We start from the raw sequence: 13,745 nt of genomic DNA, 5'->3' as shown, positions 1-13,745 counted from the left end.
GCCGGCTAGGCCGAAGGGCAGGGCCGCGTGTCGGATGACCGTGGCGGCCGGAGCGGTTTCATTGTCCGGCGCGGATCTGCAGCAGGTAGCCGAAGCCGCGCACGGTGACGATCTCGACATCGCTGTCCTCGAGCTTCTTGCGCACGCGGTGCACATAGACCTCGATCGCGGTGTCGCCCACGGTGTCGCCGCCTTCGCCGGCGGGGTGGGCAAAGGTGGCCAGGTGGTCCTGCAGCTGCGCCTTGCTGACCACGCGGCCCTGGCGCTGCAGCAGCAGTTCCAGCACCGCGAACTCGCGCGGCGACAGCTCCAGCGGGCGGGCGTCGATAAACATGCGGCGGTCGTTGCCCGACAGCCGCAGGCGCCCCAGGCGCACGTCGCGCTCGGGGGCGGCCTCGCCCTGCTGGCTGCGGCGCAGCAGCACGCGCACGCGCGCTTCCAGCTCGGGCAGGGCGAACGGTTTGATCAGGTAGTCGTCGGCGCCGGCGTTCAGGCCCGAGAGCTTGTCTTCCAGCTCGTCGCGCGCGGTCAGGATGATGACCGGGGTGGTGCGGTTGCGGGCGCGGTAGCGCGCCAGCAGGGTCATGCCGTCGATGCCGGGCAGGCCCAGGTCGAGGATGACCAGGTCGTGCTGCTCGCGCAGCAGGTGTTCGGTGGCATAGACGCCGTCGTGGACGACGCGCATCTGGTGGCCAGCGCGGGACAGGCCGGCTTCGACGCCGCTGGCAATCTGGCGGTCGTCCTCGATCAGCAGGATACGCATGGCGGCAGCTCGGGCAGGAAGTTGGGCATGGCTGGAGGGAAGGCCTCTTGGCGCACACGGGAGGTGCGGGCCTGCCGCAGATTGTACTAGGCGCGGGCCTCCGCTTCCTTACGGATTGCCTACAGCGGCCCGATCCGGCGCTGCCGCCGCGCCCGCGCTTAGTCGGTCACCGCGTCGGCGGCGCGCTCGATGAAGTGGGCCAGGTCGATATCGCGCTGGGTCAGGCCGTTGGCATCGTGCGTGGACAGCGTGATGTCGACCCGGTTGTAGACGTTGAACCATTCCGGGTGGTGGTCGGCCTTCTCGGCCTGGATCGCCACGCGGGTCATGAAGCCGAAGGCGGCATTGAAGTCATGGAAGGTGAAGCGCTTGAAGATCGCGTCGCGGTCCGGGACGGTGGTCCAGCCGGGCAGGTCTGCCAGCAGCGTGGCACGGGCTTGCGGGGAAAGCGGAGTCATAGGGGGCTCGATCTGGTCGTAACGAAAACGAAGGCCGCAAATCAATGCGGACAGCCGGCCCGCCCGCGCCGTGGCGGCGGGCATGCCGGCATTGTTTCACAAAGCGGGAAGCGGGGCAGGGCGCCCCGGGTTTGCCGGCAAGGGGCCGGATCAGATGTCTTCGGTATCGGCCCAGCCTTCGCGGGTGCCGACATTGAGCACCTGGTCGCCCGGGGCCACGTCGCCCGCGCCCAGCGTCGGCTGCGCGCGCAGTTCTTCGTACAGCGGCGCAAAGTCCGGCCGGGTGGCGTCGAACAGCTGTTCGAAGCTGTCGATCACGAAGTAGGTCTTCTGGAAGGTGTCGATGCGGTAGCGCGTGCGCATGATGCGGCGCACATCGAAGCCGATCCGGTTGGGGCTGGCCGAATCCAGGCTGTAGATCGACTCGCCCTGGCTCGACAGGATGCCCGCTCCGTAGATGCGCAGGCCCTGCGCGGTGCGGATCAGACCGAATTCAACCGTGTACCAGTACAGCCGCGACAGCATGTCCAGCGCGCCCAGCCCGTTCGCCTTCAGGCCGCCCTTGCCGTAGGCCTCCATATAGTCGGCAAAGACCGGGTTGATCAGCAGCGGCACATGGCCGAACACGTCGTGGAAGCAGTCCGGCTCCTGCAGGTAGTCCAGCTGCTCGGGCTTGCGCATCCACCAGCTGGCCGGGAAGCGGCGGTTGGCCAGGTGCTCGAAGAACACCTGGTCCGGCACCAGGCCGGGCACGGCCACGACCTGCCAGCCGGTGGCGCGCATCAGGGTTTCATTGAGCTGGTCGAAATCGGGGACGCGGTCCTTGTCCATGCCCAGCGTGGCCAGGCCCTGCAGGAATTCATCGCTGACACGGCCCTGCAGCATCGCGGCCTGGCGCTCGTACAGCTTGCGCCAGATGGCGTGGTCGGTGCTGGTGTAGCGGTGCACCGGCTGGGCGATGGTGAAGTCCGGGCGCAGTTCCTGGCCGGACAGCAGGCCGGCGTCGAACTGTTCCTTGAGCTTGTCGGTCAGGGTGCCCTGGAAGGCGCCGGGGGCTTCGGTGGCCGTGGCGATGGACATAGGTGCGCGTCTCCTTGTAATGCGTGCTTGCTGCATCGGTGGCAGCATCAATGCGGATTTACTGCGTAGTTTAGACATCCAGGCGCGCAGAAAGGCCGCAAAATCCGCTTGTATTGGTGTTTTGACGCATATAATGTGCATTATTCAACTGAAGAATGCGGAATTTGTGTATGACTGCCTCCGGCGTCTCCCTGGACCCCTTCGACCTCGCGCTGCTGGCCGTCCTGCAGGCCGACGGCCGCACCACCCACCAGCAGCTGGCCGAACGCGTGCACCTGTCGCCCAGCCAGGTCGGGCGCCGGCTGGCGCGGCTGGAAGCCGACGGCGTCATCACCGGCTACCGCGTCAACCTGTCATCGCAGGCGCTGGGCCTGGGGGTGATGGTCTTTATCAGCGTCAAGCTGGCCCACCATGCCGACACCATCATCGAACGCTTCCGCGAAGAGATCCTGCTGCTGGAAGAGGTGCAGGAGTGCTATTCGGTGGCCGGCGAGGCTGACTACCTGATCCGCGTGGTCGTGCCCGACCTGCCCACGCTGGCCGAATTCACCATGAAGCGGCTGATGCGGGTGCCGGGCGTGGAAAGCGTGCGTTCGAACATCGTGCTGACCGCGATCAAGTGCGACGGCCCGCTGCCGCTGTCGCACCTGCGCTGAATCTTTTCCTGCGGCGCGTTGCAGGTTTGCGTGCCGGTCTTGCGCTCCTGTGGCGTGCGTGTCACCCTCGCCGGGTGCCGCAAACGTGGCGGGAACGGAGGATGGCAGGATGAAGGGAATCGTCGCCCGAGCCGATCGGGGTCTTGGCAGGATGCCAATGCAATTGCATGCGCGGCGCGCAGTCCTGGCCCTGGTGGCCACGCTTGGAATCCTGGCAGCGGGCGGCGCGCAGGCCGCGCAGGTGACGCGCTTCTCCCCTGAAGGCACGGTCGGGCAGGTGCGGCAGGTGGCGATCCGCTTCGACGAGCCCATGGTGCCGATGGGCGACGTCCAGGCCACCGCGCCCGCGGCGGTTTCCTGCACCGGTGCCGGCACCGGCGGGCAGGCCCGCTGGATCGATGCGAAGAACTGGGTCTATGACTTTGCCAGCGACCTGCCGCCGGGTGTGCGCTGCACCGTGCGCATGCGTACCGGCCTGCGCAGCGTGGCCGGCACCGCCTATGCCGGCAAGCCGGAGTACCGTTTCGAGACCGGCGGCCCGACGGTCGTGTCCAGCCGGCCTGCGGGCGGCGAGATCGAGGAAGACCAGGTCTTTGCGCTGCGCTTCAATGGCGCCGCCACCGCGGCCTCGGTGCGCGAGCACGCCTGGTGCCAGGCGCAGGGGCTGGGCGAGCGCATCCCGGTGCGCTTGCTCGCCGGCAAGGAGCGCGATGCCGTGCTCGACGCCATCCACTGGGAGCGCATCGCCAAGCAGGCGCCCGATGCCGTGCACCTGCTTGCCTGCCAGCAGCGGCTGCCGGCCGCGGCGCGGGTGCAGCTGGTGCTGGGCGCGGGCATTGCCACGCCCTCCGGCGTGGCCACGCGCGACGAGCGCCGCTTTGACTACACCGTGCGCGAACCCTTCACCGCCAGCTTCAGCTGCGAGCGTGAACACGCGCAGTCGCCGTGCACGCCGCTGCGGCCGATGTCGGTCAGCTTCTCCTCGCCGGTGCCGCGCAAGCTGGCCGAGAGCGTGGTGCTGAAGACGCCGTCCGGCCCGCGCGCGCCGCAGTTCGATCCCGACCTGGCGCCGGACGCCAGCGTCAGCGCGCTGACCTTTGCCGCGCCGTTCGCGGAGAAGGCCCAGTTCACCATCGAAGTGCCGCGCAACCTGAAGGACGACAGCGGCCGCACGCTGGCCAATGCCGACCTGTTCCCGCTCAAGGTGGCCACGGCATCGATGCCGCCGCTGGCCAAGTTTGCCGCGGCGCCGTTTGGCGTGGTGGAACGCTTCGGCGAGCTGCCGCGCGGCAAGGCGCCGGCCGACTACCCGCCGCTGCTGCCGGTGACGCTGCGTAACGTCGAGGCTGACCTCGCCGTGCGCGGCGTGCAGGCCAGGGCCGGCACCGTGATGAAGCTGCGCGTGGACGACGACACTGCCGTGATGCAGTGGTTTGGCCTGGTGCGCCGCATGCATGAGGCCAGCTATACCCGGGCCGAGCTCGACGCCGTGCTGGCGGGCCGCTCCCCGTATCGAGTCAACAACCCGCGCAATGCCGTGTCGATCGAGACGCGCTCGGTGTCCCTGCTCGAGCGCGCCCCCGGCGTGCAGAAGCTGGCCGTGCCCAAGCCTTCGGGCGATGCGCCGCGGCCGTTCGAGGTGGTGGGCATCCCGCTGCCGGAACCGGGCTTCCATGTGGTGGAGATCGCCTCGCCGATGCTGGGCGAGTCGCTGCTGGGCAAGCGTGCGCCGATGTACGTGCGCACCGCGGCGCTGGTTACCAACCTGGGCGTGCATTTCAAGCTCGGCCGCAGCGCCGGCAATGAAGACGATGGCAGCCGCAGCGGGCTGGCCTGGGTCACCGCACTGGACGACGGCAAGCCGGTTGCCGATGCCGCCGTGACGGTGCGCGACTGCAGCGGCCGCCTGCTGGGCGAAGGGCGTACCGATGCCAGCGGCGTGGTGCGCTTTGCCAGCCTGGCGGCGGCGCCCGAGGGCGCCTGCGAGCAGAACGGGCTGTCGGGCTATTTCGTCTCGGCCCGCATCGGCGTCGGCCACCCGCAGGCACGCGGCAAGGCCGACATGGCCTTCGTGATGTCGGACTGGAACCGCGGCATCGAGAGCTGGCGCTTCAATGTGCCGACCGACACCGGCACCGCACCCACGGTGCGCGCCCACACCATCTTCGACCGCACGCTGCTGCGCGCCGGCGAGACCGTGTCGATGAAGCATGTGATCCGCGCCGAGACCGCGCAGGGCTTTGCCCTGCCGCCGGCCAGCCGACCGCTCCCCACGCGCGTGGTGATCCGCCATGAAGGCAGTGGCCAGACCTACGAGCTGCCGCTGCAATGGCGCCAGACCGCGACCGGCGGGCGCAGCGCGGAAAGCACCTTCCAGGTGCCGGCGGCGGCCAAGCTGGGGGTCTACAGCGTCGAGCTGGAAACGCAGAAGGGTGAAGGCGCGCAGGACAATGGCGGTGCGCGCGGCTACACCAGTGGCAGTTTCCGGGTCGAGGCATTCCGCTTGCCGGTGCTGGCCGGCACGCTACAGGTGGCAGGCAAGGCGGGGCCCGTGGTGGCGCCTGCCGAACTGCCGGTCGGCGTGGAGATCCACTACCTCTCCGGCGGCGGTGCGGCCGGGCTGCCCGTGCGTGTGTCCGCGCTGCTGCGCGACAAGTACGTCAGCTTCCCCGGCTATGACGAGTTCTCGTTCAACCCGCCGCGCGCGCAGCGCGAAAGCGCCAGCGGCGACGAGGAGATGGATGAGGACGAGCAGGGCGATGCCAGTGCCGACAGCCAGAAGCTGGTTGCCGACAAGCTGCCGGTGACGCTCGACAAGAACGGCAACGGCACCGTCACGCTGCGCAAGCTGCCCAAGATTGAAGCCCCGCGCGACCTGCTGCTCGAAGCCGGCTTTGCCGACCCCAACGGCGAGATCCAGACGCTGCGCCAGACCGTGCCGGTGTGGCCGGCGGCGGTGGTGGCCGGCATCCGCACCGATGGCTGGGTCTCGGTCAAGCAGAAGCTGGCCGTGCACGGCGTGGTGCTGGACGTCAACGGCAAGCCGGTGGCGGATGCGCCGGTCAAGATCAACGCGCGGGCACGCATCACCACCTCGGCGCGCAAGCGCGTGGTGGGCGGCTTCTACCGCTATGACAACCGCTCCGAGACGCGCGACCTCGGCACCGTGTGCGAGACCCGCACCGATGCGCAGGGCCGTGCGCGCTGCGACGTGGCGCTGGAGCAGGCCGGCCAGATCGAACTGGTGGCGAGCGCGCGCGACAAGGACGGGCGCACCGCGCAGGCGGCCTCGACGGTCTGGGTCACGCGCCAGGGCGAGCTCTGGTTCGGCGGCGAGAACCATGACCGCATCGACCTGCTGCCGGAGAAGAAGTCCTACGCGCCGGGCGACACCGCCGTGTTCCAGGTGCGCATGCCGTTCCGCCATGCCACCGCGCTGGTGGCGGTGGAGCGCGAGGGCATCTACCAGACCCAGGTGGTGGAACTGCATGGCAGCGATCCCACCGTGCGCGTGCAGGTGAAGCCGGAGTGGGGGCCCAACGTCTACGTGTCGGTGCTGGCCTTGCGCGGGCGCCTGCATGAGGTGCCCTGGTATTCGTTCTTCACCTGGGGCTGGCGCCAGCCGGGCGAGTGGTGGCGCGCGTTCCGCAGCGAGGGCCGCGAATACGCCGCGCCGACCGCGCTGGTGGACCTGTCCAAGCCGGCCTTCCGGCTGGGGCTCGCCGAGATCCGCGTCGGCAATGCGGGCCACCGGCTCGACGTTACCGTGACGCCGGACAAGGCCAGCTATCCGGTGCGCGGCAAGGCGCGCGTGGCGATCCAGGTGAAGCTGCCAGACGGCAAGCCCGCCGCCAACGGCGAAGTGGCGCTGGCCGCGGTGGACCAGGCCTTGCTGGAACTGATGCCCAACACCAGCTGGGATCTGCTCGATGCGATGCTGCAGCGGCGCGGCTACGGCGTGGAAACGTCGACCGCGCAGATGGAGATCATCGGGCGCCGCCACTACGGGCGCAAGGCGGTGCCGGCGGGCGGCGGCGGCGGCAAGAGTCCCACGCGCGAGCTGTTCGACACGCTGCTGGTATGGAACCCGCGCGTGCAGCTCGACGCCGAGGGCCGCGCCAGCATCGAGGTGCCGCTCAACGATTCGCTGACCAGCTTCCGCATCGTCGCGGTGGCGGACCTCGGCCTCGGCCGCTTCGGCACGGGCAGCGCCACCATCGCCGCCACGCAGGACCTGCAGGTGATTTCCGGCCTGCCGCTGCTGGTGCGCGAGGACGACCGCTACCGAGCCATGTTCACGCTGCGCAATACCACCAGGCGCGCGATGACGGTGCAGGCCAGCGCGCGCGGCACGCTGCTCGGCAATGAGGCCAGCCTGCCGGCGCAGACCGTGCAGATCCCTGCCGGCGAAGCGCGCGAGATCGGCTGGGACGTGACCGCGCCAGCGTTGCTGGCGTACTCACGCAGCGGCACCGTGATGTGGGAAGTGCAGGCGAGCGAGCAGGGCACGGGGGGCGCGGCCGACCGCATCAAGGTGTCGCAGCAGATCGTGCCGGCGGTGCCGGTGACAGTGCAGCAGGCCACGCTGGCGCAGGTGTCGCCGTCGCTGTCGGTGCCGCTCAAGGCACCGCCGGGCGCGCTGGCGGATCCTGCGGGCAAGGTGCGCGGCGGGCTGCAGGTGAACTTCCAGTCGTCGCTGGCGGGCGGCATGCCGGGCGTGCGCGAGTGGTTCCGCAACTACCCGTTCACCTGCCTGGAGCAGCGCGCATCGAAGGCCATCGGCCTGAACGACACCGCCGCGTGGGACGCGCTGATGACGCAGCTGCCGTCCTACCTCGATGCCAACGGGCTGGCCTCGTACTTCCCGCTGAACGCCGACGGCGACTTCGGCAGCGAAGTGCTGACCGCCTACCTGCTGGCGGTCACCGACGAGGCCGCGCGCGCCGGGCTGGCGCTGCGCATCCCCGACGCGCAGCGCACGCAGATGGAGCGCGGGCTGACCGACTTCGTCGAAGGCCGCATCCGCCGCGACAGCTGGGCCCCGGTGGCCGGAACGCAGTACCTGGACGCGCGCAAGCTGGCCGCGCTCGAGGCGCTGTCGCGCACCGGCCATGCGCAGGCGCGCATGCTGGGCTCGATCCAGATCCTGCCGGCGCAGTGGCCGACCTCGGCGCTGCTGGACTGGACCCTGCTGCTCACGCGCATGCAGGACATCCCGCAGCGCGAGCAACGCCTGGCCGAGGCGCAGCAGCTGCTGCGCTCGCGCCTGACGGTGCAGGGCACGCGCCTGGCGTTCTCCACCGAGCGCAACGACAACTGGTGGTGGATGATGGCCGGCGGCGACACCAATGCCGCGCGCCTGCTGGCGCTGGCGTCGGAACTGCCGGGCTGGAAGGAAGATGCGCCGCAACTGGCCACCGGGCTGCTGGGCCGACAGGTGCATGGTGCCTGGGGCACCACCACTGCCAACGCGTGGGGCATGCTGGCGGTGACGCGCTTCTCGCAGGCGTTCGAGAAGACCCCGGTGGCGGGCACCACGCGGGCGAGCGTGAGCAATGCGGCCGACGCCTCGCGCAGTTTCGACTGGGCGCGCGCGCAGCGCACCGACGGTATGGCTCAGGGCAGCGTCGAGCTGCCGTGGCCGACCGGCGCCGACGGCGGCACGCTGCAGGTGGAGCACGCCGGCGCCGGCCAACCGTGGGCCACGGTGCGGGCGCTGGCGGCGGTGCCGGTGACCGCGCCGCTGGCCGCGGGCTACCGCATCAGGCGCACCGTGACGCCGCAGGAGCAGGCGGTGCAGGGCAAGTGGTCGCGCGGCGATGTGTACCGCGTCAAGCTGGAGATCGATGCGCAGGCCGACATGACCTGGGTGGTGGTCAGCGATCCGGTGCCTGCCGGCGCCACCATCCTCGGCAGCGGCCTGGGCCGTGACTCCACGATCGCCACGCGCGGCGAGCGGCGCAAGGGCGCGGCCTGGCCGGCCTACACCGAGCGCACGCCGCAGGCCTACCGCGAGTACTTCGGCTACCTGCCCAAGGGCACGGTATCGGTCGAATACACGGTGCGGCTGAACAACGCCGGCGACTTCGCGCTGCCGCCCACGCGCGTGGAAGCGCTGTACGCGCCCGACGTGTTCGGTGTGGCGCCCAATGCGCGGCTGGCGGTGGGGGCGCGCCCATGAGCTGGCTGGCAATGATGATGCCGGCACGCGTGCGCGAGTGGTGGCTCGCGGGCACGCTGGCCGGCATCATCTACGGCGCGCTGCTGGTGCAGGTGGCGATCGAGCTGCCTGAAGGCGCGCCGCTGACCGGGCATATCGCCATGCAGCCCGCGTGGAAGACCGCGATGGCGCTGCTGCTGGCACGCGCCGCGTGGTTCCACCGGCCGCTGGTTGAGCGCCGCTGGCTGGTCACTGCGCTGCTGTTCTCGGCCCTGGGCGACCTCCTGCTGGCGCTGCCGACGCTGACGTTTTCGTTCATGGGCGGGCTTGGCGCCTTTTTGCTCGCGCACCTGGCCTACCTGCGCGTGCTGGTGCCGCTGGCGGGCGACACGCGTCCGCACCGGCTGATTGCGTGCGGCGCCATGCTGGGCGTGGCGGGCACCATGCTGGGCCGCTTCTGGCCCAATATGGGCCCGCTGACGGTGCCGGTGGCGGTATACGTGGGCGTGCTTGCGGCGATGGCCTGCAGCGCGCTGGTGGCGCGCCTGCCCACGCCGCTGGCGGCGCTGGGGGCGCTGTGCTTTGCCGCATCGGACATGATGATCGGCATCGCGCGCTTCCTGGTGCCGTTCGAATCTTTCCAGCTTGGCATCTGGTGGACCTACGCCGCGGCCCAGGTGCTGCTGGTGGCGGGCATCGTGGCGGGACGCGAGCAGGCATGAAGCAGCGCTGTATTCGCATGGTGCTGGCGACGGCGTTGATCTGGTCCGCGCCGGCCATGGCGCTGCCGTCCTTCGAGCAAGTCCGTACCGACTGGCGCAGTGCCGACGTGGTGGTGCTGGACCGCCACGGCGATACCGTGGGCCGCGTGCGCGACGACTTCCGCGCGCGCCGCGGCGACTGGGTCGCGCTGGCCGATACCTCGCCCGCGCTGCGCACTGCCATCGTGCTGTCGGAGGACCGGCGCTTCTATGCCCACAGCGGGGTCGACTGGCAGGGCGTGGCGGCCGCGGCCTGGGCCAACCTGTGGAACACACGCACGCGCGGCGCCTCGACGCTGACCATGCAGCTGGCGGGCCTGCTCGATGAGGACCTGCGCCGGCCGGGCGCGCCGGGGCAGGGCCGCAGCTTGACGCAGAAGCTGGGGCAGGCCGCCGGTGCGGCGGCGCTGGAGCGCAGCTGGAGCAAGGACCAGATCCTGGAGGGCTACCTGAACCTGGTGCCGTTCCGCGGCGAGCTCGTGGGCCTGTCTGCGATGTCGCAGGTGCTGTTCGGCAAGTACCCCGAAGGGCTCAACGCGAGGGAATCGGCCCTGGCGGTGGCGCTGGTGCGCGCGCCCAATGCCAAGGCCGCCCAGGTGGCAAGCCGCGCCTGCGGCATCCTGCGCGAGATGCGCCTGCCGCGCGAGTGCGAAGGCCTGGAAGGCTTTGCGCAGCTGGCGCTGCTGCGCACCGGGCCGGTCGCACAGCGCGCCGCGGCCGCCACGCCATCGGCGGCGTCGCCGCAGCTGGCACCGCACCTGGCACGGCGCCTGGTCGGCGAAGCGCGCTCGCAACTGGCCGCGGGCGTACCCATGCCTGCGCGCATCGCGTCCACGCTCGATGCCCGCCTGCAGCGCGAGGCTGCCACCAGCCTGGACCGGCACCTGCGCGAACTGGCCGGGCGCAATGTCGAGGACGGCGCGGTGGTGGTGATCGACAATGCCAGCGGCGACGTGCTGGCCTATGTGGGCTCGTCGGGCACGCTGTCAGGCGCCGCGCAGGTGGACCACGCGGCGGCGCTGCGGCAGGCGGGCTCGACGCTCAAGCCCTTCCTGTACGAGCAGGCGCTGGAAGAGAAGCGGCTGACCGCGGCTTCGCTGCTGGACGACCGGCCGGTGAACCTGCCGGTCGGCGGCGGGCTCTACGTGCCGCAGAACTACGACCACCGCTATGCCGGCTGGGTCAGCCTGCGCGCGGCGCTGGCCGCGTCGCTGAACGTGCCCGCAGTGCGCACGCTGGTGATGGTGACCCCGCACCGCTTCCACAAGCGGCTGGTGGCGTTGGGGCTGCCGTTGACCGAGGCCGGCGACTACTACGGGTTCAGCCTGGCGCTGGGCAGCGCCGACGTGTCGCTGCTGGCGCTGACCAATGCGTACCGGGCACTGGCCAATGGCGGGCGCTACGCGCCGCCACGGCTGCGGGAAGGGGCGCCGCCAGCCGCATCGATGACAGTGGTGATGCAACCAGGCGCCAGCTACGTGATTGCCGACATCCTGTCGGACCGCCATGCGCGCGCGCGCGCCTTCGGCCTGGACAGCCCGCTCACCACGCGCTTCTGGACCGCGGTGAAGACCGGCACCAGCAAGGACATGCGCGACAACTGGTGCATCGGCTGGTCGCAGCACTACACCGTGGGCGTGTGGGTCGGCAATGCCAGCGGCGCCAGCATGCACGAGGTCTCGGGCGTATCGGGCGCAGCGCCGGTCTGGCACGACATCATGGAAGCGCTGCACCGCACGCGCGCCAGCCACGCGCCCGCCATGCCCGCCGGCGTGCAGCGCGTGGCGCTGAGCTTCGACGACGGGCTGGAGCCGGCGCGCGATGAAGTCTTTCTGGCCGGCACGGCGATCCGGCGCGTCAGCGTGAGCGCACCCGCCGCGCGCCCGACCGCACCCGTGATCGCCAATCCCGCCGACGGCACCGTGTTTGCGCTGGACCCCGACATGCCGCCCGCGGCGCAGCGGGTCTGGTTCCATGCCGAGGGCGTGGCCGGCCAGACCGCGCGCACGGTCAGCTGGCGCATGGACGGCAAGCCGCTGGGGCGCGGCGGCGAGGTGGCATGGCTGCCGTGGCCGGGGCGGCACCAGGTGGAGCTGCTCGATGCGTCTGGCAAGGTGGTGGACCGCATCGGCATCGAGGTGCGTGGCGCGTCAGTGCGCGCGCCGGTGCCAGCGGCCAAACGCTGAGGCCGCTGGCGCTCTGTGCGCAATAATGGCGCTTCGCAACGTCTTGCCGGAGCCAGCGCATGTTCCTCGTCCCCCTCGATGCCGCCAGCACCGCGGCGCGCCTGCCGTATCCCGAACTGGCGCAAGCCATCGCCGACATGCTGGCCGAGCTGCGCGACGGCACCGCCATGGCGCCGCCGCGCATTGCGCTGCCGGTGGGCGATGCGCAAGGCGGCGAAGGCACGCTGCTAGTGATGCCCGCGCGCAACCGCGGCCTGGTGATGACCAAGAACATCACCGTCCATCCCGGCAACCCGCGGCGCGGGCTGCCCAATATCCTCGGCGAGGTGGTGGTGGCCGACGCGCACACCGGCGTGCGCATCGCCATGCTCGACGGCCCCACGGTGACGGGACGGCGCACCGCGGCCGTGTCGCTGCTGGCGGCGCAGTGCTTTGCCGCGCAGCAGGACGGTGAGCTGCTGATCGTCGGCGCCGGGGTGCAGGCGCTGACGCACCTGGAGGCCTTCGTGGCCGGGCTGGGCGTGCGCAAGGTGTGGCTGCATTCGCGCACGCGCGACAAGGCCGAGGCACTGGCCGCGCACGCGCGCACGCTGGGCGTGGAAGCGCAGGTGACGGAGTCGGTCGCGGCGGTACTGCCCCGTGTGTCGATGGTGATCACGGTCACCTCCAGCCGCAGCCCGGTGCTGCCGGACCTGGACAGCGGCCTCTGGCGCGACGATCACTTCATTGCCGCGGTCGGTGCGTTCCGGCCCGACATGTGCGAACTGCCGCCGGCGCTGTGCCATGCGGCCGCGGATAGCGGGCGGCTGCTGGCCGATACCCTGTTCGGGATCGAGGACGAAGCCGGCGACCTGCTGCAGGCCGGCATCGACTGGGCCGACGTGCAGCCGTTCGAGACCGCGATCCTGCAGGCCGATGCCATCCGTGCGCGGGCCGGCAGCCCGCTGGTGTTCAAGAGCGTGGGCTACGCGCTGTGGGACCTGGCGGCCTGCGTGCTGGCCAGCCGCGGGTGACTACCCCGCGCCATCGCGGGCACGCAGCCAGTCGCTGAAAAGCTCGCGCGCCGGTGCCAGGAAGCCGGCGATCGGTTCGCTGCGGTCGCTGGCATACCAGTGGCAGTAGCAGCCGTGGATGGTCGCCACCATCAGGCGCGCCATCGGCGCGGGCAGTGGGCGCCCGGGGGCGGACAGCGCATCGACCAGGTCCTGCACATGCGCGTCCCAGCTGCGGCGGATCTCCTCGCGCACGCTGGGCGGCACGCTGCCTGAGAACAGCAAGGCCAGCACGACACCCTTGGCTTCCGGATTGGCCGTGAAATAGTCGGCCACCCGGTCGAAGGCGTTTTCCAGCCGCCGCGCCGCGGTCTTGCCCCGGTGCGGCTCCGTGCCGAGCTCCTCGCCGATATCCCGGAACAGGCTGGTTGCGGCCTCCGCCAGCAGCATTTCCTTGCTGCCGAAATGCCACAACAGGCTGCTCTTGGCCACGCCGGCCTCGGCGGAAATCTGGTCGAGGGTCACCTCGGCGTAGCCGTGTGCGCTGATCAGTCCGCGCGTCACGGCAAGGACGCGTTCCCGGGTTTCCAGGCCGCGGCGGTTCTTGGTGACGGAGGCTGGAGGCTTTTGTGCGGCCGGGCGGGTCGGTGGCATGGGCGGGGGCGGAAGACAGGTGGTGCCGGCAGCAA

9 protein-coding genes are annotated in these 13,745 nt (G+C 70.7%); 5 read left to right on the top strand and 4 right to left on the bottom strand.

All coding sequences use genetic code 11. The features are described 5' to 3' along the window. Nucleotides 1-58: 58 nt before the first annotated feature. The 3 genes from AC3WQZ_RS09665 to phhA form a co-directional block, all read right to left on the bottom strand. Nucleotides 59-763, bottom strand: a complete 705-nt coding sequence (locus tag AC3WQZ_RS09665) for a response regulator transcription factor (protein WP_010811306.1) — start codon at nt 761-763, stop codon at nt 59-61. Between the two features lie 158 nt (nt 764-921). Next, entirely contained in the window at nt 922-1,221 is a 300-nt protein-coding gene (locus AC3WQZ_RS09660; RefSeq protein WP_010811305.1) for a 4a-hydroxytetrahydrobiopterin dehydratase, read from the bottom strand. Nucleotides 1,222-1,371: 150 nt separating this feature from the next. Further along, nucleotides 1,372-2,301: a phenylalanine 4-monooxygenase gene (gene phhA, locus AC3WQZ_RS09655; protein WP_010811304.1), complete on the bottom strand. Its 930-nt coding sequence runs from the start codon at nt 2,299-2,301 to the stop codon at nt 1,372-1,374. A gap of 170 nt (nt 2,302-2,471) precedes the next feature. On the opposite strand from phhA, the gene AC3WQZ_RS09650 reads away from it, so the two are divergent. The 5 genes from AC3WQZ_RS09650 (at nt 2,472) to AC3WQZ_RS09630 (ending at nt 13,077) form a co-directional block, all read left to right on the top strand. Next, the gene (locus AC3WQZ_RS09650; protein ID WP_010811303.1) at nt 2,472-2,957 is read left to right on the top strand and encodes an Lrp/AsnC family transcriptional regulator; all 486 of its coding nucleotides are present in this window, start codon (nt 2,472-2,474) and stop codon (nt 2,955-2,957) included. A gap of 109 nt (nt 2,958-3,066) precedes the next feature. Further along, on the top strand, nt 3,067-9,138 hold the full coding sequence (locus tag AC3WQZ_RS09645) for an alpha-2-macroglobulin family protein (RefSeq protein ID WP_492300420.1): 6,072 nt from the start codon (nt 3,067-3,069) through the stop codon (nt 9,136-9,138). After that, complete coding sequence (locus AC3WQZ_RS09640) at nt 9,135-9,839, top strand: lysoplasmalogenase (protein WP_011616248.1); 705 nt, start codon at nt 9,135-9,137, stop codon at nt 9,837-9,839. The genes AC3WQZ_RS09645 and AC3WQZ_RS09640 overlap by 4 nt, the downstream gene beginning before the upstream one ends. Next, nucleotides 9,836-12,064, top strand: a complete 2,229-nt coding sequence (gene pbpC / locus AC3WQZ_RS09635; protein WP_492300419.1) for a penicillin-binding protein 1C — start codon at nt 9,836-9,838, stop codon at nt 12,062-12,064. Before AC3WQZ_RS09640 ends, pbpC begins: the two co-directional genes overlap by 4 nt. Before the next feature lie 59 nt (nt 12,065-12,123). Further along, a complete protein-coding gene (locus AC3WQZ_RS09630) occupies nt 12,124-13,077 on the top strand; it encodes a delta(1)-pyrroline-2-carboxylate reductase family protein (protein WP_492300417.1) in 954 nt (317 codons plus the stop codon). Here the strand turns inward: AC3WQZ_RS09630 and AC3WQZ_RS09625 are convergent, their stop codons facing one another. Continuing rightward, nucleotides 13,078-13,710, bottom strand: a complete 633-nt coding sequence (locus AC3WQZ_RS09625) for a TetR/AcrR family transcriptional regulator (protein ID WP_037025237.1) — start codon at nt 13,708-13,710, stop codon at nt 13,078-13,080. Nucleotides 13,711-13,745 lie beyond the last annotated feature (35 nt).

Source organism: Cupriavidus sp. FW305-26 (assembly GCF_058787975.1).
Note: the sequence above shows the minus strand (reverse complement) of the source record. Positions and strands in the feature narration are given on the sequence as shown.

Excerpts from the sequence above, each read along its gene's own strand:
- AC3WQZ_RS09665 (WP_010811306.1), bottom strand. The coding sequence starts at position 763 with ATGCGTATCCTGCTGATCGAGGACGACCGCCAGATTGCCAGCGGCGTC.
- AC3WQZ_RS09660 (WP_010811305.1), bottom strand. The coding sequence starts at position 1,221 with ATGACTCCGCTTTCCCCGCAAGCCCGTGCCACGCTGCTGGCAGACCTG.
- phhA (WP_010811304.1), bottom strand. The coding sequence starts at position 2,301 with ATGTCCATCGCCACGGCCACCGAAGCCCCCGGCGCCTTCCAGGGCACC.
- AC3WQZ_RS09650 (WP_010811303.1), top strand. The coding sequence starts at position 2,472 with ATGACTGCCTCCGGCGTCTCCCTGGACCCCTTCGACCTCGCGCTGCTG.
- AC3WQZ_RS09645 (WP_492300420.1), top strand. The coding sequence starts at position 3,067 with ATGAAGGGAATCGTCGCCCGAGCCGATCGGGGTCTTGGCAGGATGCCA.
- AC3WQZ_RS09640 (WP_011616248.1), top strand. The coding sequence starts at position 9,135 with ATGAGCTGGCTGGCAATGATGATGCCGGCACGCGTGCGCGAGTGGTGG.
- pbpC (WP_492300419.1), top strand. The coding sequence starts at position 9,836 with ATGAAGCAGCGCTGTATTCGCATGGTGCTGGCGACGGCGTTGATCTGG.
- AC3WQZ_RS09630 (WP_492300417.1), top strand. The coding sequence starts at position 12,124 with ATGTTCCTCGTCCCCCTCGATGCCGCCAGCACCGCGGCGCGCCTGCCG.
- AC3WQZ_RS09625 (WP_037025237.1), bottom strand. The coding sequence starts at position 13,710 with ATGCCACCGACCCGCCCGGCCGCACAAAAGCCTCCAGCCTCCGTCACC.